Annotated in this window: 26 protein-coding genes; 18 read left to right on the forward strand and 8 right to left on the reverse strand. The window is 39.0% G+C overall.

What is annotated here, in order from left to right; translation table 11 throughout:
• The first annotated feature begins 20 nt into the window (after window positions 1-20).
• From BMF77_RS01550 to BMF77_RS01580, 7 genes are read left to right on the forward strand one after another with little or no spacing between them, the layout of a single operon-like run.
• Window positions 21-356, forward strand: a complete 336-nt coding sequence (locus BMF77_RS01550) for a cation:proton antiporter subunit C (protein WP_148760096.1) — start codon at window positions 21-23, stop codon at window positions 354-356.
• Window positions 353-1,795: a cation:proton antiporter gene (locus BMF77_RS01555; protein WP_148760098.1), complete on the forward strand. Its 1,443-nt coding sequence runs from the start codon at window positions 353-355 to the stop codon at window positions 1,793-1,795. The genes BMF77_RS01550 and BMF77_RS01555 overlap by 4 nt, the downstream gene beginning before the upstream one ends.
• Entirely contained in the window at window positions 1,792-2,178 is a 387-nt protein-coding gene (locus tag BMF77_RS01560) for a Na+/H+ antiporter subunit E (RefSeq protein WP_148760100.1), read from the forward strand. The genes BMF77_RS01555 and BMF77_RS01560 overlap by 4 nt, the downstream gene beginning before the upstream one ends.
• Window positions 2,175-2,432 carry a hypothetical protein gene (locus BMF77_RS01565; RefSeq protein ID WP_148760102.1) on the forward strand — a complete coding sequence of 86 codons (258 nt, stop codon included), beginning with the start codon at window positions 2,175-2,177 and terminating at the stop codon, window positions 2,430-2,432. The genes BMF77_RS01560 and BMF77_RS01565 overlap by 4 nt, the downstream gene beginning before the upstream one ends.
• Complete coding sequence (locus BMF77_RS01570) at window positions 2,429-2,707, forward strand: monovalent cation/H(+) antiporter subunit G (RefSeq protein ID WP_148760104.1); 279 nt, start codon at window positions 2,429-2,431, stop codon at window positions 2,705-2,707. The genes BMF77_RS01565 and BMF77_RS01570 overlap by 4 nt, the downstream gene beginning before the upstream one ends.
• Window positions 2,700-3,266 (forward strand): DUF4040 domain-containing protein, encoded by a 567-nt coding sequence (locus BMF77_RS01575; RefSeq protein WP_148760106.1) that lies wholly within the window; start codon window positions 2,700-2,702, stop codon window positions 3,264-3,266. Before BMF77_RS01570 ends, BMF77_RS01575 begins: the two co-directional genes overlap by 8 nt.
• Window positions 3,263-3,925, forward strand: a complete 663-nt coding sequence (locus BMF77_RS01580) for a Na(+)/H(+) antiporter subunit B (RefSeq protein WP_148760108.1) — start codon at window positions 3,263-3,265, stop codon at window positions 3,923-3,925. The genes BMF77_RS01575 and BMF77_RS01580 overlap by 4 nt, the downstream gene beginning before the upstream one ends.
• A gap of 175 nt (window positions 3,926-4,100) precedes the next feature.
• On the opposite strand, the gene dusB is transcribed toward BMF77_RS01580, so the two are convergent.
• A complete protein-coding gene (dusB, locus tag BMF77_RS01585; protein WP_148760110.1) occupies window positions 4,101-5,153 on the reverse strand; it encodes a tRNA dihydrouridine synthase DusB in 1,053 nt (350 codons plus the stop codon).
• Window positions 5,154-5,263: 110 nt separating this feature from the next.
• Here dusB and BMF77_RS01590 point away from each other — a divergent pair, with 110 nt between their 5' ends.
• Complete coding sequence (locus tag BMF77_RS01590) at window positions 5,264-5,758, forward strand: TM2 domain-containing protein (protein WP_148760112.1); 495 nt, start codon at window positions 5,264-5,266, stop codon at window positions 5,756-5,758.
• Between the two features lie 4 nt (window positions 5,759-5,762).
• Here BMF77_RS01590 and BMF77_RS01595 read toward each other — a convergent pair whose 3' ends face one another.
• The 3 genes from BMF77_RS01595 to thrC all read right to left on the reverse strand — a co-directional run bounded on the left by BMF77_RS01595 (window position 5,763) and on the right by thrC (window position 8,579).
• Window positions 5,763-6,248, reverse strand: coding sequence for a DUF2996 domain-containing protein (locus BMF77_RS01595; protein WP_015083246.1), 486 nt, complete (start codon window positions 6,246-6,248; stop codon window positions 5,763-5,765).
• 277 nt (window positions 6,249-6,525) lie between these two features.
• Entirely contained in the window at window positions 6,526-6,801 is a 276-nt protein-coding gene (locus BMF77_RS01600) for a MoaD/ThiS family protein (RefSeq protein ID WP_148760115.1), read from the reverse strand.
• A 473-nt stretch (window positions 6,802-7,274) separates the two neighbouring features.
• A complete protein-coding gene (thrC, locus tag BMF77_RS01605) occupies window positions 7,275-8,579 on the reverse strand; it encodes a threonine synthase (RefSeq protein WP_148760117.1) in 1,305 nt (434 codons plus the stop codon).
• Window positions 8,580-8,971: 392 nt separating this feature from the next.
• Here thrC and BMF77_RS27150 point away from each other — a divergent pair, with 392 nt between their 5' ends.
• The 6 genes from BMF77_RS27150 (at window position 8,972) to lepB (ending at window position 11,273) form a co-directional block, all read left to right on the forward strand.
• Window positions 8,972-9,253: a hypothetical protein gene (locus BMF77_RS27150; protein WP_210422279.1), complete on the forward strand. Its 282-nt coding sequence runs from the start codon at window positions 8,972-8,974 to the stop codon at window positions 9,251-9,253.
• 77 nt (window positions 9,254-9,330) lie between these two features.
• Entirely contained in the window at window positions 9,331-9,825 is a 495-nt protein-coding gene (locus tag BMF77_RS01615) for a LysM peptidoglycan-binding domain-containing protein (protein WP_148760119.1), read from the forward strand.
• Complete coding sequence (locus BMF77_RS01620; protein WP_148760121.1) at window positions 9,822-10,004, forward strand: hypothetical protein; 183 nt, start codon at window positions 9,822-9,824, stop codon at window positions 10,002-10,004. Before BMF77_RS01615 ends, BMF77_RS01620 begins: the two co-directional genes overlap by 4 nt.
• Entirely contained in the window at window positions 9,997-10,488 is a 492-nt protein-coding gene (locus BMF77_RS01625; protein ID WP_148760123.1) for a nucleotide exchange factor GrpE, read from the forward strand. The genes BMF77_RS01620 and BMF77_RS01625 overlap by 8 nt, the downstream gene beginning before the upstream one ends.
• A gap of 18 nt (window positions 10,489-10,506) precedes the next feature.
• Window positions 10,507-10,698: a hypothetical protein gene (locus BMF77_RS01630; RefSeq protein ID WP_148760125.1), complete on the forward strand. Its 192-nt coding sequence runs from the start codon at window positions 10,507-10,509 to the stop codon at window positions 10,696-10,698.
• A 2-nt stretch (window positions 10,699-10,700) separates the two neighbouring features.
• Window positions 10,701-11,273, forward strand: a complete 573-nt coding sequence (gene lepB / locus BMF77_RS01635) for a signal peptidase I (RefSeq protein WP_015083240.1) — start codon at window positions 10,701-10,703, stop codon at window positions 11,271-11,273.
• A 110-nt stretch (window positions 11,274-11,383) separates the two neighbouring features.
• Here the strand turns inward: lepB and BMF77_RS01640 are convergent, their stop codons facing one another.
• Both BMF77_RS01640 and BMF77_RS01645 read right to left on the reverse strand, forming a co-directional pair.
• Window positions 11,384-11,914 (reverse strand): ComEA family DNA-binding protein, encoded by a 531-nt coding sequence (locus tag BMF77_RS01640; protein WP_148760127.1) that lies wholly within the window; start codon window positions 11,912-11,914, stop codon window positions 11,384-11,386.
• 48 nt (window positions 11,915-11,962) lie between these two features.
• Window positions 11,963-12,334 (reverse strand): NINE protein, encoded by a 372-nt coding sequence (locus BMF77_RS01645; protein ID WP_148766733.1) that lies wholly within the window; start codon window positions 12,332-12,334, stop codon window positions 11,963-11,965.
• 385 nt (window positions 12,335-12,719) lie between these two features.
• Here BMF77_RS01645 and BMF77_RS01650 point away from each other — a divergent pair, with 385 nt between their 5' ends.
• Entirely contained in the window at window positions 12,720-13,646 is a 927-nt protein-coding gene (locus BMF77_RS01650) for a DnaJ domain-containing protein (protein ID WP_371735217.1), read from the forward strand.
• 164 nt (window positions 13,647-13,810) lie between these two features.
• Window positions 13,811-14,134 (forward strand): DUF1825 family protein, encoded by a 324-nt coding sequence (locus BMF77_RS01655; RefSeq protein ID WP_148760129.1) that lies wholly within the window; start codon window positions 13,811-13,813, stop codon window positions 14,132-14,134.
• On the opposite strand, the gene BMF77_RS01660 is transcribed toward BMF77_RS01655, so the two are convergent.
• Both BMF77_RS01660 and BMF77_RS01665 read right to left on the reverse strand, forming a co-directional pair.
• Window positions 14,047-14,289, reverse strand: coding sequence for a hypothetical protein (locus BMF77_RS01660; RefSeq protein WP_168204340.1), 243 nt, complete (start codon window positions 14,287-14,289; stop codon window positions 14,047-14,049). The two genes, BMF77_RS01655 and BMF77_RS01660, sit on opposite strands and share 88 nt — an antisense overlap.
• A gap of 15 nt (window positions 14,290-14,304) precedes the next feature.
• Entirely contained in the window at window positions 14,305-16,227 is a 1,923-nt protein-coding gene (locus BMF77_RS01665; RefSeq protein WP_148760133.1) for a transglycosylase domain-containing protein, read from the reverse strand.
• A gap of 173 nt (window positions 16,228-16,400) precedes the next feature.
• Here BMF77_RS01665 and tyrS point away from each other — a divergent pair, with 173 nt between their 5' ends.
• Both tyrS and pyrF read left to right on the forward strand, forming a co-directional pair.
• Window positions 16,401-17,591, forward strand: coding sequence for a tyrosine--tRNA ligase (tyrS, locus tag BMF77_RS01670; protein ID WP_148760135.1), 1,191 nt, complete (start codon window positions 16,401-16,403; stop codon window positions 17,589-17,591).
• A gap of 695 nt (window positions 17,592-18,286) precedes the next feature.
• Window positions 18,287-18,997, forward strand: a complete 711-nt coding sequence (gene pyrF, locus BMF77_RS01675; protein WP_148760137.1) for an orotidine-5'-phosphate decarboxylase — start codon at window positions 18,287-18,289, stop codon at window positions 18,995-18,997.
• Window positions 18,998-19,144 lie beyond the last annotated feature (147 nt).

Here is a 19,144-nt window from a genome sequence, read left to right on the forward strand (position 1 = left end):
CATAAAATTAAATAACTCCCGTGTTAGAAGCGTGCGTACTGATAACAATATTGTGTGGTTTTTTTGGCATCATCCTCAAAAAAAACCTGGTAATGAAAATTGTCTCTATGGATGTGATGAGTACAGGTGTGATTGCATTTTATGTACTAATTGCATCACGACAAGGCTTATTTACTCCCATTATTTCCGATGTAAAAAACATTGCTTATGCCGATCCTGTTCCCCAAGCAGTGATATTAACAGCGATAGTTATCGGGTTTTCCATTCAGGCTTTGATGCTGGTTGGTGTGATGAAATTAGCACGGGATAACCCCACATTGGAAAGCAACGAGATTGAAAGAAATAATACACCATGAATACCATTACACTAGCTTGGATTGCTACCCCATTTATTCTAGGATTCATGATTTTTCTAGTCCCCAAACTGAACCGACATTTGACATTGTGGGGGACTATTGCTTCTGCTGCTTATGGGTTGCAGCTATTTATCGAACCATCACCCATCACAATGAATTTACTGGATAGTTTCGGTATTACCTTAGTAGCCGACGAGTTAAGTGGTTATTTTATTTTAACAAATGCCCTGGTAACGGCTGCTGTTGCCCTCTACTGCTGGCGCAGTGATAAAACGGCTTTTTTCTATGCCCAGATGATTATTGTGCATGGTAGCCTCAATGCTGCCTTTATCTGTGCCGATTTCATTAGTTTATATGTGGCTTTAGAGGTCAGCGGTATTGCGGCTTTTCTGTTGATTGCTTATCCCCGTAGCGATCGCTCAATTTGGGTAGGTTTACGGTATCTCTTTGTTAGCAATACTGCAATGTTATTTTATCTAGTAGGTGCAGTATTAGTTTATCAAACACATCATTCCTTTAATTTTGCCGGGTTAAAAGGATCACCCCCGGAAGCACTAGCACTAATTTTTCTGGGATTATTAATCAAAGCTGGAATTTTCGTATCGGGATTATGGCTACCTTTAACTCATTCTGAATCAGAAACCCCAGTTTCCGCATTGATGTCAGGAATTGTCGTTAAAGCCAGTGTTTTGCCTTTATTACGTTGTGCATTAGTTTCCGAAGAAATTGATATTATAGTCAGAATTTTTGGTGTGGGAACAGCTTTAATGGGTGTATCCTATGCTGTCTTTGAAAAGGATACCAAGCGCCTATTAGCATTTAGCACTATTTCCCAGTTAGGCTGGATTCTCGCTGCACCGGCTGTAGGTGGATTTTATGCCCTCACCCATGGATTAGTCAAATCATCTTTATTTTTGATTGCGGGTTCTTTACCCAGTCGCAACTTTAAAGAACTGCAATATAAACCCATTCATACAACAATTTGGATACCCTTAGTTATTGCTAGTTTATCAATTTCTGGTTTTCCTTTGTTATCAGGGTTTGCAGCAAAAGTATTAACGACAAAAAATTTAGAATCTTGGCAATTTATAGTGATGAATATTGCCGCAGTTGGTACAGCAATCTCCTTTGCTAAATTTATTTTTCTCCCCCATACAAAAGCAGAAGAAGAAGAAGAACAGAAAACAAAATCCGGTTTTTGGATATCAGTAATCTTTTTAATTACTGGATTATTTGTGGCAAATATTGTCTATCTTCCAGCTTATGAAATCACCAATATCACAAAAGCACTTTTAACTATTGCTGCGGGCTGGTTGGGATATCATTTAATTTTCAAAAAATTATCAATATCTCTACCTCGTGTATTTGAAGAATTTGAGCATTTAGTTGGTGTCATGAGTCTAACTTTAATCCTATTATTTTGGATGGCTTTCCCATGATTGGACATTTCATATTAAGACTGTCAATTTGGTTATTACTCACAGCTAATGTGAGTTTAACAAATATTATCATCGGTGTAATTATTGCCTTACTTTTACCACGTGGTAAGTCATCACCAGAAAAATTAAAATCTTGGGTAAAGGTAATAATTAAAATCTTTGTTGCTATTCCGGTTGCTTTTATGGAGGCATTTGAAATTATCTTCCGTCCCCATAATCAAGAAGAAATTATCATGGAAAAAGTCAAACTCAACAGATCACCATTATTGGTTTTTATTGATATATTTCTGATTACCTTTACCCCCAAAACCATAGTTTTGAAATACCACGAAGAAGGATGGTATGAAGTTCACTATATTAAACCCAGGAAAAAACAAGCATGAACTTAGAAATAGTCTTAATAGCAATGATTCTGGCTTTACTTATTCCCATCTATGAAGCTTGGAAAAGTGATGATACATGGCAGAAAATGTTAGCTTTTGGCAGCATTTCCAGTAAAGTAGCAATCATGATTCTCGTAATTTCCGTTTTGCGAGATGATTGGATGATTGGTGTAGTCGCAGCGATTATTTTGACGGTAGGAAATGCCGCATTAATGTTATTAGCACATATTCTCAGAAGATTAGGTGAAGTATGATTAACCTTCTTAGTTATACCTGCATAGGTATCGGCATAGTTTTCTGGTTTTGGGGAACTTCTCATTTAGTCAGTAACAGATCAGTATTATTCAAATTACATGGACTTTCTGTTGCTGATACGTTAGGTTCAATGATGATTATTGTCGGACTATTATTGAAAATACCCAGTGAATGGCCACTACTTATTCTTGGCATTATCTCCTTAGCAATTTGGAATACTATGCTGGGTTATGTATTAGCATATTGTTCAACAGAAGAGGAAAAATATGAATGATACTTATCTCTATTTAATCATTGCTTTATTACCCTTAACTGCGGGGATGTTAGTAACTCAAACTAACCCCTATCATGCCTTAATCATTCGTGGGGTACTCGGTGCAGTTGCGGCAATGGTAGATGCAGTTTTAGGTGCAGCAGATGTGGCTTTAACAGAAGCATTAATGGGAACAATGCTATCAATTACTCTCTATGCGATCGCAGTTCGTTCATCTTTAGTGTTACGTCTTGGTGTCATGGAAAATCAGTCAATAGAAAAAAATCAGGATAGCAATTTTCAACAACTGATAAACGATTTCCGCAGCATTTTTAATGAACATTATTTACGTCTAGAACTCGTACCTTATCCTACTAAAGAAACCTTACAACAGGCATTAATAGAAAAAGAAATTCATGCTAGTTGTGTGCAATTAGAAAAAAGTGAGCAAGAACAGGAAACATACCAAACTGTAATTAGAGTGGAACGCATCTATAAGATTATGAAAAGTAAACTTTCATCACCGAAAACAACTTTACAATATTTCAATATTTTAGATTCAGGAGCGCAAAATCTATGAAATTAGTTTACATTTTAGCCGGAATAGCTTTATTTGTGAAAATGCTGATTATGCCTAATTCCGAACTAAATTTACCAGATATTTCCATTGTGGAAACAGTGGTTAAAGAAAGTGGTGTTCCCAATGCAGTATCAGGGATTATTTTCAGAAATCGGCTATATGATACAATCTTTGAAGTTATTGTCTTCACTATTGCTATTCTCGGAGCTAATTTTTTACTAGCTAATGAAAAACCATCTTGCAGCATCTATCAATTCAAAGATCAACCATCCATCATTTTAGCTCGTCTAGGGGCGACAATTGCGGCATTAGTGGGCATTGAATTAGCAATTAGGGGACATTTGAGTCCGGGGGGTGGTTTTGCGGCTGGAGTGGCTGGAGGAACAGCAATCGGACTCATAGCAATTACCTCATCATACCAATGGATGCAGGACATTTACCAACGTTGGCACGCTGCTATTTGGGAAAAGATTTCGGTGTTAGTCTTTATTGTTTTATCAGTGATAACTTTGTCGGGATTTGAGTTACCACACGGTGAGTTAGGAATGCTTTTTAGTGGCGGAATTTTGCCAATATTAAATATCTTAGTTGCTGTTAAAGTTGCATTAGGTTCTTGGGCTGTGATTTTGATTTTTATTCGTTATCGGGGTTTGTTGTAAAAGGCAGGAATTTAAGAACATAGAAATTACACTTAGCTTATGTTCAACTGTTATCAGTAGAAATAATCAAAAGTAGGTTTTAAATCAATGCAGATAAAAACTTTCGTTTGCATCACAATTATCCCAAATTGATTCTTTTTTCTGCTTTTTCTTGCTTTATTCCTCCTGACTTCTTCTATAATGCAATAGTAGATTCTGTTTCTTCCTCAATTTCATAACCACAAGCTAATCTTTCTATTGCACCGTCAATCAAATCTAAACCTTGTTGAACAGTTTCCATTAAACTTAACTTACCCCGTAAATCAGCAGCACCAGCAAAACCTTTAGCATACCAAGTCATGTGTTTCCGAGCTTGACGGACTCCCCTATCTCCTTTATATTCCCATAAAGCAAAAAGATGTTCTCGCGCACATTCTAAGCGTTGAATGGGGTTAGGTGGTGGTAATAATTCTCCAGTTTTTAAGAAATGATCAACCTCACCAACTAAAAACGGATAACCTAAAGTTCCACGAGAACACATTACCCCATCTGCGCCAGTTTGTTCTAAACATTTTACCGCAGCTTCCACAGAGAAAATATCCCCATTACCAATTACAGGAATTGATAAAATTTCCTTAACTTTTTTTATCCATTCCCACCGCGCATTACCATTGTAACCTTGAGCGCGAGTCCGTCCATGCACAGTAATCATTTTTGCTCCCGCGTCTTCCATTCTTTTCGCAAAATCAAGAATAGTAATTTCATGATCATTCCAACCAATGCGGGTTTTCACAGTCACGGGAACATCTACAGCTTTGACAACTTCTCGCACAATTGCTTCCGCAATTTCTGGTTGACGTAATAAAGAAGAACCACCACCATTTTTAGTAATTTTATTAACAGGACATCCCATATTAATATCAATCGTATCCGCACCTTCAGCCACTGCTTTTATGGCTGCTTCCGCGAGAAAATCCGGACGACAATCAAATAATTGAATACTAATTGGACGTTCATTAGGATCTACTTCCATAATGATTGGTAACTGCTTAACGTAATGCAAACCCGTCGCGTTTACCATTTCTGTATACACCATAGATTCTGGCGCATAACGACGCACCAAACGCCGAAATACCAAATCAGTCACCCCTGATAACGGAGACTGTAAAACCCGGCTTTTAACCTCAAATGAGCCAATTTTTAAAGGAGTGGAAAGTCTAGCTTGAAGTTCGGGAGAAAGGTAAATCATGGTTAGAATTAAAAATACAATCGTTAATTGGGGAATCGAAGGCTGACGAGGGGTAGTTAATGGAAATGTGGATTCTTAACTCAGTAAATCCTAGATGGACATAAAATAAGATGAGCATAAAAAATAACGAAAATAAAGACCGTCTTCTTGTCTCTTACCTCTTATGTGGGGCTGGTTTTTTGGGAATAAACGGTTTACATCGGTTATATAATGGCAAAACCGCTACTGGTTTATTATGGCTATTTACCTGCGGTTTATTTTACATGGGGCAAATCTATGATTTATTAATCATACCGAATATGGTTGACGAATATGAGCAGAATTTGCGGTTAAAAGCAGGTTTATCACCTCTGGGTATACCCATGAATGAACGGATATTTATTTCCCAAGTCCAGAAACCAACTGATAAACCACTGATTGTTAAACTGATAGAAGCCGCAGAGGCTAATGGTGGTAGTTTAACTGTAATTCAAGGTGTTAGGGCTACCGGATCTGGTATTGTGGAAGTGGAAACTATACTCAGAGAAATGCTGCAATCAGATCATCTCAGAATAGGTAACGACCCCATTTCTGGAGTCGTTACTTATTATTTTGATGAATTGTAAAGTTCTAATTTCTACCTAGCCACTTTTGTCCATTTAAGCGGTACACTAGCCGAGATACCAACAATTCTAGGGTAGTTTTGCGCTCATCAATTAGAAATGACTCCAAGGTACTGGGTTTTTTACCTTCATTACAGGAAAATCCCTTTTTACCTTGAATATTTTCTTCAGGGAAATATACGTTAAACTGGCGTTGTCCCCCTTGCCAAGAACCAATAACTTGCCAACATTCTTCCGCTGAATTAAAACCAATAATAGAATATTTCTGCTTGGCAAAAGTCAGCTTTACATCTGGCACACCTTCTTTAGTAATTGCCTCTTGCAACGCTGGGAGGTAATGCTGCTGCATAAACTCTTCAAAAGGCTTATCTTCCAATGCTGGGGGTTTTTCCTTTTTGGCAGCTTTAGTCTCTGCTGGGGGCTTTTCTGGGGCGGTTGCAGCAGGATTAGAAGCTACATCTCCCGCTTGATTTTGATTAGTTTCTTCTGCCATTGCTCATTTTGGGGTAGTCAGTTATTTTTATTTTGACATACCAGAGCATAGCTACAGCTATTTAGATATAAAATAAGATTTTAAGAGTAATTAACCGCAGATTAACGCAGATTAGCGCAGATAAATACGGATGAATTAATAAGTTTCATGATTCTGTGCAGCTTGGCCTATCATTGGGATAAAATCGTTTAAATAGTAACTTTTCACGAAGTATGTTGGATAAAATGGGTAATGGGTAATTTGGGACTTTTAAAATCCCATACCCTCCAGCGATATTTCAACCACCTGCAACAGCGGGAACAATACTCACTTCATCTTTATCCTCAAGTGGTGTTTCTGTATTTTGTAAAAATCGAATATCTTCGCTGTTGACATAGAAATTTAAGAACCGTAAAGGCTCTCCGTCTGGCTTACGCAAACGCCCCTTAATAGAAGGATAGCTTGTTTCTAAGTAATCAAACAATTCAGAAATATTACTACCACTACATTCTAAGACAGCTTGATTTTCTGTAAACTTTTGTAGAACTGTGGGAACTAAAACTTTGACAGCCATTGTTTAAACGTTAATTGTTAGTGAGTGATTTGGTTGGTAGGGGTTTAGCACTGCTAAACCCCTACTACAATTAATTGGTATTGACACTCTGCGGTCTAAAGACACGCAGATTCTTTAAGACTTGCTTAAAAAGGATAGTCAATTATCCTCCTAGACGCTCAAGGCAAATACCAGTACGACAGGTATTGCAATTGCGCTTACTTTTGATTTTTTTTTGCTGCTTTTGTGAGTCCATCAATTTTTAATGTTAAACGCTCCATGATTTACCATTGCTTGTTTACCCAGGCTACAGCTATGCCGAGACGAGATAAATCAGGGGTTTCTCCTTAATAAAACACTTCTTTGCGCTGATGGTTATTCCTACTTGCTAATTAATTCTATCATGTCACCGCGAATAAATTCGCCGTTGGCACTTCCTCCACGCATCTATTGCCAAGTGGCTTCCGTGCTTTTCGTTCTATTTGGTGAAAGGATTAAACTGTAACTTCTTGCCATTCTAAGCGGTCAAGTGTGCGGGATCTTTCTAAAGCCCGTTCAAAACTGTCTAGTTTGGCATCAATTGTTAAAGGTTCACCAATGTAGCCTTGAATTGCTTCCTGGGTTTTCAAACCATTGCCAGTGATATAAACCACTGTAGTTTCATCTGGATCAATTTTGCCAGCTTCTACTAATTTTTTAAGAACAGCAACGGTTGTACCACCTGCGGTTTCGGTAAAGATACCTTCGGTTTCTGCCAATAGTTTGATACCTTCGATAATTTCGGCATCATTAACTGATTCAATATTACCATTGGTTTTTTGGGCGATTTCTACAGCATATACGCCATCGGCAGGGTTGCCAATCGCAATGGATTTAGCAATTGTGTTAGGTTTAACTGGTTGAATAAAGTCTCTACCTTCTTTAAAAGCTTTCGCAATGGGGGAACAACCTTCCGCTTGAGCGCCACTAAAGCGAACATCTTTATCCTCTACCAAACCAACTTCGACAAATTCTTGGAAACCTTTATAGATTTTGGTAAACAAAGAACCAGAAGCTAAAGGGGCAACTATATGATCTGGTAATTGCCAACCTAGTTGTTCTGCAACTTCAAAGGCTAATGTCTTAGAACCTTCAGAGTAGTAAGGACGCAGGTTAATATTCACAAAACCCCAACCGTGGGTATTGGCAACTTCTGAGCAAAGACGATTAACTTGATCATAGTTGCCTTTGACTGACATCAGGGTAGGACTATAAATCAAGCTACCGATGACTTTACCAGCTTCTAAGTCAGAAGGGATAAATACACAGCAATCTAAACCAGCGTAGGCGGCGATCGCTGCGGTAGAATTTGCTAAATTACCTGTACTAGCACAAGAAACAGTCGTAAAACCCAATTCTCTTGCTCTACTGAGGGCAACTGACACCACCCGATCCTTAAAGCTCAGGGTGGGCATATTGACGGCATCATTTTTAATATAAAGTTTATTTAGACCCAGGCGACGGGCAAGACGGTGGGAACGCACCAAGGGAGTCATTCCTGTTCCCACATCTATATAATCATCTGTAGCAACTGGCAAAAAGTGACGATAGCGCCAGATAGAATTGGGACCAGCTTCAATAGTTTCTCGACTAACTAAACTCCGCAGCACATTGTAATCATATTTGACTTCCAACGGTCCAAAACACAATTCACATACATGAGTGGCTTTAAGTTCGTATTCTGCTCCACATTCTTTACACTTCAAAGCCTTGAGAATAGAAGTGTTGGCTTGGTTGAGGTTTGTAATCGCCTGAGTCATAATTTTGCGTTCCCTGGGTATCCGTCAACTTTGGAATGATACTAGCACAAGGCAAAATCCACGTCAAACATACCCGACCATTTTTATCGGGTTTGGTTACTCAAGAGTTAGTTAAGTTCTCATTAATAATTAAATCCCATATTCCGCACTTCATTTTGTAATATGCGAATATTTCCTTAATTTTATTTTTTATTGTCTTTAAAAATACATATTTTATCAAATACTTTAAGCTTTAATACGTAAGATTTTGAACCTTATTAAGAATAATTCTTGAAAAGGGTCATACTAGATTATGAGTGTGGAATGTCGGTTAAAAAATAATCCCTTTGTGAAAGTAAGTTGTAATTTTTCAAGGGGGCAGGTAGATGAGAAAATCTATCAAGAATTAGAATATGATTCCTGAACTTCAGCCAGAACGACTACAAAACTTGAGTCAAGAATTACAATTTGCTATTAATACTAATAATATCTCCTCCATGGAGGATCACAGTCAAGAAACCAGAAGAGAAATTCGCAATTTACCTGATGAAGTCCAGTTAGTACAAGGTTGTATTCTCGCTATCCAACAAGCCAAAGCCGTTGCCCCTACTGAAGCTAATGCCATGTCTGACAAACTCTCTCGGATGTTAAATGCAGCCATCAGTAGTGATAGTAATGAGGTAGATCATTTATAGCGGGAATTAAAACCAGATGTGCAACATTGGTTAAATCAAGAATTACCCAGTCATAGTATTATCACGGGACTTACGCGATGAACACCAAAACTAAAGTTGATTGTCCTGTTTGCGGGTATCAAGGAATTGAGGGCAACATTTGTCCTAATTGTGATACTGATGTTTCTCTAATTCGCTCATTGGCAGAATTACCCCAGCAGCCAAAATCCTGGACAACAGGCATCGCTATCTTAATGCTGATGATTGGTATTACTATCGGTGTAGGAGGTAGTTTTTTTGCCCTGCAAACAGCTATATATACCGCAACAGTTCCTAAACCTACAGTTACTACTACTCCTAATCTCAGTCCCCAGGTAATTACCCCTGTCATTCCTAAACCAGCGTCACCACTAGCCACTTATACCGTAAAATCAGGAGATACTCTTAGTAGTATTGCTGGCAAGTTTTGTAGTAAACCTACTGATTGGCAATTAATCGTTGCCGCTAACGCCGAATTACAAAAACGGGAAAATAAATTAGATATAGATCAGGAGTTGAAAATTCCTAGTAGCTGTAAAAGGAAAAACCCATGATGATAGTTGATAGCTTCAAACAAGCTAGTCAGAAAGCTGAAAATTTTGCCCAAAAAAAACAACTGCGGGAAGCGGTAATTACTGCGGAAACGCTTTTGAGTAATCATCCTCATTCCCAAATTAACACTTGGGCTAACAAAATTCTAACTGTGCTATCTAAAGAGATTTCCCGTGCCTGACTTATCCCCAAACTATCTAATTAGTTTAGAATTACGAGAATTACTCGTCCAAAAACTCGGCATTCTGCAAAAAGATAATGTAGTATTACAGCAGTCTTTGAGAGAACAGCAAACCCAAACTACAGCCCAAACAGAAGATTTATTCTGGGAACTTTTAGAAGTTGCTGATGCCTTAGAAGCTTTATTAGACTATCTAGAAAACAATCCCAATCCTAGTCCAGAATTTATCGAACGCTTACCCAGATCCATAGGTGCAGTTAATCGCAAGTTTCTCGGTGTTTTAGGAAAGCGCCAACTTTTACCTATAGAATTACAAGAAGGCACAGAACCAGATTTTAACTTATGTCGCGTCATTGATCGGGAAGAAAGAACAGATATCCCAGACCAAACAATCACTAAAATTGTCCGTCGCGGATTTCATTTAGGTGAAAAAGTCCTCCGTCCCACAGAAGTCATTACCGCTAAATCAGATAATGGTCATTAGTCCGTTGTCCGTTGTCCGTTGTCAGTAGGGGCGAAGCATTTGGAAGATAAATTATCGGTCATTGCCAAAAATAGTTCTCCAAATGCTTCGCCCGTACAGTTGTCCGTTGTCCGTTGTCCGTTGTCCGTTGTCCGTTGTCCATTGTCAGTGGGAAACATCTTCTCCCTGCTCCCTGCCTCCCCTACTCCTCTATCCCCCTTACACTGTTAACTATGACTCCTCACGAAAGTGATATAAAAGATGCTTCTTCACAAACAAAAATCTGGAGTGGTTGGCAGGAAAATTTAGTTTTAATAACTATTGCCCTGTGTTTAGCTCTGCTAATTCGGACATTTATCGCTGAACCACGCCTGATTCCATCAGAATCAATGTACCCTACTTTACACACAGGCGATCGCTTGGTCATAGAAAAAGTATCATACCGGATTCATCCTCCTAAAATCGGCGATATCGTCGTTTTTAACTCACCACCAGAATTACAAAGACGCGGATATTCTCAAAACCAAGCCTTTATCAAACGGGTAATTGGTGAACCAGGAGCAGTAATTAGCATCGCTCAAAGCAAAGTTTACCTCAACGGTACAGCCTTAACAGAAGACTACATTGCTGAACCACCAAATAGCCCATTTCCAGAAATCAAAGTCCCGGAAGGCGCATTTTTCGTCATGGGAGACAACCGCAATGATAGTAATGACTCTCGCTATTGGGGTTTTGTCCCCCGTCAAAACGTCATCGGTCGTGCTACATTTCGCTTCTGGCCTCTTGACCGTATCGGCTTAATCTAGTCCACTGACAACTGACCACTGTACGGGCGAAGCATTTGGAGAACTATTTTTGGCAATGACCGATAATTTATCTTCCAAATGCTTCGCCCCTACTAACAACTGACCACTGACTAAAACCGCAAATAGTACATCAACTGAGCGATCGCATCCCCAGATAATTCTAAACGTTGTTGAAAATCTGCTAAACTCCGGTAAGAACCAGCAGCCAGACGGTTTTCCACAACTGTCTGTGCTAGGGATAAATCTATAAAAGGGATTTTGGCAAGACTTTCTACCGAAGCAGTATTAGGGTTAACTTGCTGGGGTTTATCGAGGGAATTTTGATCATAATAATTAAAATTCAGCAAAGGCTTGAGCGGTTCTAATCGTTGTACTGGCAAACCCAAAGCCGCAGCCACATCTTCGATACAATAGAATATCACACCAGCGCGAGAAAGTTCCACAAGCGATCGCCCTTGGTGAATTGACAACCCAGGTAAACGCAGCCAATCATCCACAGTGGCTTGATTAGCATCAATACCCAAACCCAATTCAGCGGCCATTTGTACCTCTTCCCCCGACTGTAAACGATAATAAGGATCATTCAGCAGCTTGGCGCGAAGCTTTTGCAATTTCAGATTTAAAGGTAGCCACTTATTCATTCTTAACCTGATCCTTTTACGAATTACCACTTACCAATTACCAATTACCTAAATCTGATCTAACATTTGCCGACGTTTTTTCTCAAACTCGTATTCAGAAATTAATCCATCTTGACGGAGTGTTTCTAACTCACGCAAAGCATTAGCAACTGATTCTACTTGATTCCCAACTTGGGTTGATACCTTCATTACTGACTCACCCAAATTAAAATACTGATCAAAAGTTTCTTCATCTTGAGTTAAATACCAAACCCCTTCAATAGCACAAGCTACCTTGGGAATCGGTGTCCAAGACAACAGAACATACAGTATTCCCCAAAGTGGCTGTCCCAAGTAGAATTTATGTAAACCCGAAATCGTTAATGTGCCAGAAAAGGCTAAAATAGCAGCAATAGTCCGGCTTTTTCGTTTAGTTAAGATCATTTTATCTATAGCCATTCTACTTGATTCATGAACTGATTAATTCTTCAGAGGGAACAGGGAACGGGCAACACTATGGCTTACACCACGCTTCGCTATCGACAAGCTCAGTGCATCGCAGAGAACAGAGAAAACTCATGTTTAAAAACATGAAATTGAAATAATGAAACTGTTTTTTTTGGGCTACGTATATTTTAAAAACATCTTTTTTTTGACTGAAGTTTTGAATTGGTGAAACTTTAGTTTCTTATCTGTTCCTTCTTCCCTCTTCCCTTTTTTTGTAATAATATAGAATTATTGCTTGCTTGACAGTCATGCTCAAAATATCGAATGGAACTTTAAGATAAAATTCAGTAATAGTCAAGATTAATTTGTAAATAATGATATGATGTCGCTCAATTCTCTATCAACAGAATGGTTAAACCTACTTTTTGATCCCTACGCTGTGCTAGGGGTGTCAGTGAATGCTGATGAACGTCAAATCAGTAAACGGTATTATATTCTAGCAAAGTTGCTACATCCTGATAACTATATCAAGCATAACCAACCAGATCAGGAATTAGCTCAAGCAGTATTTACACAATTGATTAATCCAGCTTATGAACAACTCAATCAGACAAAAAAACGCTTAAATGCAATAAATTTACTACGCTCAGAAGCAGAAGTTTTAGATCCACAGAAAGTCAGTGCTATCAAAGTTTCTACCATTCAGGCAATATCAACAATGTCTGCTGAAGAAGCAGAATTATTTTACGAAGACGTAGTTACATCCTATGGGTATGAGCAATATCATTCATTACCTCAGTCATGTCACATAACACAGCAATTAAGTACGTTAAATATAGTCTATCTATCACACCAAAAACCAAACAGTCCACTGGCTAATCAATCTAAATCTATCATCCCCCAAGAAGAAAACCAGAGACCTCCAGACACCTCATCTTCAAGCACAATTCTCAAACCAGAGCCAATAAACTATGCTCAAGCTTACTATGAGAGAGCCGTAGAATATTATAATCAGGAAAACTGGAACTTAGCAGTAAAAGAACTGCGAGATGCTATTAAATTAGACCTAACTAACAGTGATTACTACGCACTACTGGGAGTAGTCCATTTTCACCAGAAATTTATAGGCATGAGTAAAGTCTACATCCGTCAAGCATTAAAAATTAATCCTCAACAACCACTAGCTTTAAAATACGCTGCCCTTTTGCCAATTCAAGTCAATGAAACAGTTAATCCTCAATCAATGTCCAAAGCCTTGAGTATTGCTTCTTTCTTAGGTAAGTTTTTATCAACCAAACTTCATTAACATCCCCCCTAACTCTATCCACTTGAAGTCAAGTAGTGAAATTTCGGTAAAAACTCCTACTTGAACCGAAGTAGTTTCCCTAGATGAATCTTCTACACTAAAATGGGAACAGAGACAAAATTTGAAGCTACTGAAGTCATAGCACTCAGTTAAAGAAAAGCAAAATGGGATTCTTCGACTCGGAAATAGTCCAGCAAGAAGCCAAGCAATTGTTTGAAGATTATCAAGCACTGATTCAGCTTGGCAACAGCTACGGCAAATTTGACCGCGAGGGCAAAAAGCTGTTTATTGAGCAAATGGAATCCATGATGGACAGATATCGCGTCTTTATGAAGCGGTTCGAGCTATCAGAGGATTTCATGGCGCAAATGACCATAGAGCAACTAAAAACTCAACTAGGTCAGTTTGGGGTAACTCCACAGCAAATGTTTGGACAGATGAACGTGACATTAGAAAGGATGAAAGCGGAATTGGAACAAACAAAATGACTGGGAACAGGGAACAGGGGAGGCAGTGGGAAAATTATTTCTCCCACTGACAACGGACAACGGACAACGGACAACTGTACGGGCGAAGCATTTGGAGAACTATTTTTGGCAATGACCGATAATTTATCTTCCAAATGCTTCGCCCCTACTGACAACTGACAACTGACCAATTAATTTGATTTGGGACGGGGAAACTGAGAAGGAGGCTTAAACTTTTCTATAGGTACATCCTTGAGTGCTTTGGTCATAAAATCTCGCCAAACGGGAGCTACCATGCCGCCACCGGTTGCCCCACTAGCCAACTGTTTACTGTCATCCCTACCCACCCAAACAGCAGTAGTTAGTTGGGGTACAGTACCTACAAACCAAATATCCTTTTCTGAGGATGTAGTTCCTGTTTTACCCGCACTGGGGCGATTTATAGCAGCACCTTTTCCCGTACCTTCGGTCATTACTGAAGTCATGATATCAATAGTCGCTGCTGATGCCCAAGGGTCAAGAACTTGTTTAGGTTTGGGTGTATTATCGAGAATCACGTTACCAGCACTATCTGTAATTCTCACAATTACAGTAGATGGTGACTGCCAGCCATAATTAGCAAAGGTAGCATAGGCACTGGCCATTTCTAGGGGAGTGACACCAATAGCACCCAAAGGTAAAGAGGTAACAGGTTCCATGGGACTCATAATTCCTAATGTCCGGCAGGTTTCAATCACCTTATTCATCCCCACCGATTTACCAAGTTTAATCACTGGGATGTTTCGAGATTGAGCGAGGGCTTTGCGAATTGACATCGCTCCGGCAAAGCCACCATCATAGTTTCTTGGGAAGTACCTATTATTACCATCTTGGTAGCTGACTGGAGCATCTATCACTGTGCTATCTGGTGCATATTTGCCAGTAGCAAAGGCGGTATAGTAAACAAATGGTTTAAATGAAGAGCCTGGTTGTCGTTGAGCTTGTGTAGCTCGGTTAAATTCACTGGCTTTGTAATCTACACCACCCACAAGGGCTTTCACAAAATGGGTGCGGGGATCAATTGACACTAAGGCCATTTGATTCTTATTCAACCCTTGAGACTGAAGCTTTTCATGCCAATCTCTAACGGTTTCTTCGGCCATTGCTTGGAATTTAGCATCAACCGTAGTTTGGACGCGCATTCCCCCTTTGAGCAGAGAATCACGTCCAAATTTTTTCGCCAACTCTTGGGCTACAGTATTGGTAATATAAGGTGAGGCACTACCTTGAAAAGACCTGATTTTACCCAGTTTAATTGGTTGTTTCAGGGCATCATCATATTCTTTTTGGGTAATCCAATTCAATTCGATCATTCGCCCCAGAACTTCCTTTTGTTTCTGTTTGGCCAATTTCATGCTGGCAAAAGGGCTAAACTCTTCTGGTGCTTGGATTAAACCCGCCATCATAGCTGATTCACCCAAAGTTAAATATTCTGCTGATTTATTAAAATAACTGCGGGCTGCTGTTTGCACACCGTAGTTATTATGACCCCAATAAACTTGATTGAGGTACATTTCTAGAATTTCCTCTTTGCTGAGGATTTGCTCTAACCGAATTGCTAGGACAGCCTCGGCTAACTTCCGCGTAAATGCCCGTTTTTGAGACAAAAATAAGTTTTTTACTAACTGCATGGTGATGGTAGAACCACCTTCTTTTACTCCACCTGCTACCATGTTGACTATGACGGCACGGCCAACACCAGTGGGATTAATCCCGTGATGATCGTAAAAGTGACCATCTTCACTGGCCAAAACTGCGCGTTTGAGGTTGGGGGAAACTTTATTTAATGGTACTACTTCTCGGTTAGCCTCTCCGTGGATGCCAGTTAAAAGTTTGCCTTTTATATCGTATATGTAAGTTGTTTCCGAGGGGAAAAAGTTTTTTATTTGTCTAACATCTGGTAAATTACGGAAACTAATGGCTAAACCTACCAGTGTTCCCGCCACAATAGAGCTTGTTAAGAGTGTCATGGATAGCAGCGTACCCCCAGTTATCTGACCGACTCCTTTAAAAAACTCAAATCCAGATGAATCCTTCTCTTGTGGTTGTTTGTTTGCAAAAGTCCTAGACGACACGGCGATCTCACTTCCTCACTTGTAAATTTAAATGTAATTCATTAAATGGAAAAAGACAGTTAATTTTTTGCAATTATAGTAATCTGACAGGAAAAAGAACAGATAATTGGTTTGTGAACATAACAAACTTAACTTTTAGAGTGGAAAGTATAGTTAATAGCGAATTTCTTAGTATGACGCAAAGTTTCTCTTGGTTGCATCGTGGTGTGGCAGAAATTTTTCCCCATAATGGTGATAATGATCCGGAAAGTTTGGAAAAGCGGTTACTCAATTCTGACTGTCCGTTAAGGATTAAACTGGGTATTGACCCGACTGGGGCAGATATTCATTTGGGTCATAGTATACCTGTACGGAAATTACGGGCTTTTCAAGATGCTGGTCATACAGCGGTACTGATTATTGGTGATTTTACTGCCCGAATTGGTGATCCTACTGGTAAATCTGAGGTGCGTCGTCAACTTACGGAAGCTGATGTGGCACAAAATGCCCAAACTTATCTTGACCAAGTCCGTCCTATTTTAGATTTTGATACTCCCGGTAGGTTAGAAGTCCGTTATAACTCAGAATGGCTTTCCCGTCTAGATTTGGGGAAAACTTTGGAGTTACTTTCCACAATGACGGTCGGACAAATGTTGGCTAAGGAAGGTTTTGCGGAACGTTATAAACAAGAGAGTCCTATTTTTCTCCATGAGTTCCTGTATCCACTGATGCAAGGTTATGATTCTGTGGCTGTGGAAGCTGATGTGGAATTGGGAGGGACTGATCAAAAATTTAACATCGCTGTGGGACGAGATCTACAACGTCATTTTGGTCTAAAACCTCAATTTGGAATGTTATTACCAATTTTAATTGGGACTGATGGTGTCCAAAAAATGTCTAAGTCTTTGGGTAATTATGTGGGGTTGGGTGAACATCCTTCCCAAAAGTATCAAAAACTTCAAGGTATACCAGATAATTTACTGTCACAGTATTTTGAACTGCTCACAGATTTATCTTTGGATGGTCTGCCAGAAAACCCGCGCCACGCCCAAGAATTTTTAGCCTGGGAAATTGTCCGTCAGTATCACGGTGAACAAGCGGCTAATGAGGCGAAGGAGGCGGCAAAAAGTGGTGGGAAGGAGGGAGCATTACCAGAATTTTCTCTGGCTGCTGTTCCTCAATTTCCGGCGAAATTAGCGTTTATTTTAGGTGCTACCGGTTTATGTAAAAGTACAGCCGAAGGTAAACGGAAAATTCAGGAGGGTGGAGTGAGGATAAATAGTGATAAGATTGCTGATGCGGATTTAAGTTTTTCTACACCTGATGATTTATATGATAAGGTGTTACAGGTGGGTAAGAAGAATTTTGTGCGGTTGGTAAAGTAGCTGTCAGCTATCAGCACTCCAGAGTCAGTCAGGGAATCTATTCCCTGTCTAAAAATAAGAATGACTTTGATGTTTTTATTTATCTTATTTAAAATTTTTATCGTTAGCATGATTTTAATATCTTTGCTAATCGCAATATCATAAACTGTTTATTTTGTCAACCCACCCTTGACGTTGCTTTACAAAACTACATCAAGGTATTTCTAAATTTGTCCAAAAAATTCTCTATCACTCCTGAATATTTTCCCCGTTCTCACTTTCCCTATTTCTCAAATACCTATAAATAAAGGATTTACAGATTCTACTTCCTACAATTTTAGAAAATTGATATACTACGCCTAGATTTTGAAATTTTACCAAATCGCTGAAACTATTGCAAGATCGTTGATAAATAGAAATTATTCTCAATAAAATATTAAGAAAATATAAATATGAAGTTATATTAATTTTTCCAGAATAGAAATATTTAAACTATTTTCCAAATATATATAATTTAAACTTATAAATTAAGGAAATAACAGGGTTAAGAGCAAAATTTTTGTTGTACTCTATTACACAGTATTTATATGTTATTAAACACTTGTAGGCTTTAATTAAGTAAATCTAATTGTTAAACTACTCAAAAGTAGTCATATTAAACATCGCTATTAAAGTATAATAAATTGGATAATATGTAATAAGTAATAACCAGAATTATGAATGATGAAAAAATAATTGTTCCTTTAGATGTACCAGATTTAGAGAGTGCGATCGCTCTTGTTGATAAACTTCCCCAAGTCACTTTCTGGAAAGTTGGTTTGGAGTTGTTTACTAGCACTGGTCCCAAGATTCTGGAAATCCTCAAATCTCAAGAAAAGCGAATTTTCCTAGATTTGAAATTTCACGATATCCCCAATACTGTCGCCGGTGCTTGTCGCGCTGCGGCTGGTTATGGGGTGGATTTATTGACAATTCACGCAACTTGTGGTAATGATGCTTTAAAAGCTGCGGCGGAAGCGGTGCAAATTGGGGCGGAAAAAGCCGGAACAAAACCACCTCAGTTAATCGCTATTACGTTGTTAACCAGTATTTCGGCGCGACAATTGGCGGTTGATTTAAAAATACCTTTAGAATTGCCAGAATTTGCTTTAGAAATGGCACTGTTGGCACAGAATTCTGGTTTAAATGGGGTCGTTTGTTCTCCCCAAGAGGTGCAACAATTAAGAGCAAGTTGTGAAAAAGACTTTTTGCTGGTTTGTCCAGGGGTGCGGCCAACATGGGCTGAGAAGGGAGATCAAAAGCGATCGCTCACTCCCTCTCAAGCTATCACAGCGGGTGCAGACTATCTCGTTATCGGTCGTCCCATTACTGCGGCGGCTGTTCCTGAGTTAGCTTGGAATCAGATTTTAGAGGAGTTGAAGATATAATCTGATTATCAAGATAGTTCTTCCTCGTCATCTTCATGATAACAAATTCAAAATCAATTGTCAACCTCCTTAATACTATTTTTTTGCCTTTGTTGGGAGTAAATTAATAACGAGCAAATATTTGAATCAAATCGGTTTTACGTTTTA

The sequence above is a fragment of the Dolichospermum sp. UHCC 0315A genome, from assembly GCF_008121535.1.
GTDB classification, from domain to species: domain Bacteria; phylum Cyanobacteriota; class Cyanobacteriia; order Cyanobacteriales; family Nostocaceae; genus Dolichospermum; species Dolichospermum lemmermannii.

Excerpts from the sequence above, each read along its gene's own strand:
- BMF77_RS01640 (WP_148760127.1), bottom strand. The coding sequence starts at position 11,914 with ATGAATAAGTGGCTACCTTTAAATCTGAAATTGCAAAAGCTTCGCGCC.
- BMF77_RS01590 (WP_148760112.1), top strand. The coding sequence starts at position 5,264 with ATGAGCATAAAAAATAACGAAAATAAAGACCGTCTTCTTGTCTCTTAC.
- BMF77_RS01650 (WP_371735217.1), top strand. The coding sequence starts at position 12,720 with ATGATGTCGCTCAATTCTCTATCAACAGAATGGTTAAACCTACTTTTT.
- dusB (WP_148760110.1), bottom strand. The coding sequence starts at position 5,153 with ATGATTTACCTTTCTCCCGAACTTCAAGCTAGACTTTCCACTCCTTTA.
- BMF77_RS01560 (WP_148760100.1), top strand. The coding sequence starts at position 1,792 with ATGATTGGACATTTCATATTAAGACTGTCAATTTGGTTATTACTCACA.
- lepB (WP_015083240.1), top strand. The coding sequence starts at position 10,701 with ATGACTCCTCACGAAAGTGATATAAAAGATGCTTCTTCACAAACAAAA.
- BMF77_RS01600 (WP_148760115.1), bottom strand. The coding sequence starts at position 6,801 with ATGGCTGTCAAAGTTTTAGTTCCCACAGTTCTACAAAAGTTTACAGAA.
- BMF77_RS01620 (WP_148760121.1), top strand. The coding sequence starts at position 9,822 with ATGATGATAGTTGATAGCTTCAAACAAGCTAGTCAGAAAGCTGAAAAT.
- BMF77_RS27150 (WP_210422279.1), top strand. The coding sequence starts at position 8,972 with ATGATTCCTGAACTTCAGCCAGAACGACTACAAAACTTGAGTCAAGAA.
- BMF77_RS01655 (WP_148760129.1), top strand. The coding sequence starts at position 13,811 with ATGGGATTCTTCGACTCGGAAATAGTCCAGCAAGAAGCCAAGCAATTG.
- pyrF (WP_148760137.1), top strand. The coding sequence starts at position 18,287 with ATGAATGATGAAAAAATAATTGTTCCTTTAGATGTACCAGATTTAGAG.
- thrC (WP_148760117.1), bottom strand. The coding sequence starts at position 8,579 with ATGACTCAGGCGATTACAAACCTCAACCAAGCCAACACTTCTATTCTC.
- BMF77_RS01595 (WP_015083246.1), bottom strand. The coding sequence starts at position 6,248 with ATGGCAGAAGAAACTAATCAAAATCAAGCGGGAGATGTAGCTTCTAAT.
- BMF77_RS01580 (WP_148760108.1), top strand. The coding sequence starts at position 3,263 with ATGAAATTAGTTTACATTTTAGCCGGAATAGCTTTATTTGTGAAAATG.
- BMF77_RS01615 (WP_148760119.1), top strand. The coding sequence starts at position 9,331 with ATGAACACCAAAACTAAAGTTGATTGTCCTGTTTGCGGGTATCAAGGA.
- BMF77_RS01570 (WP_148760104.1), top strand. The coding sequence starts at position 2,429 with ATGATTAACCTTCTTAGTTATACCTGCATAGGTATCGGCATAGTTTTC.
- BMF77_RS01555 (WP_148760098.1), top strand. The coding sequence starts at position 353 with ATGAATACCATTACACTAGCTTGGATTGCTACCCCATTTATTCTAGGA.
- BMF77_RS01565 (WP_148760102.1), top strand. The coding sequence starts at position 2,175 with ATGAACTTAGAAATAGTCTTAATAGCAATGATTCTGGCTTTACTTATT.
- BMF77_RS01575 (WP_148760106.1), top strand. The coding sequence starts at position 2,700 with ATGAATGATACTTATCTCTATTTAATCATTGCTTTATTACCCTTAACT.
- tyrS (WP_148760135.1), top strand. The coding sequence starts at position 16,401 with ATGACGCAAAGTTTCTCTTGGTTGCATCGTGGTGTGGCAGAAATTTTT.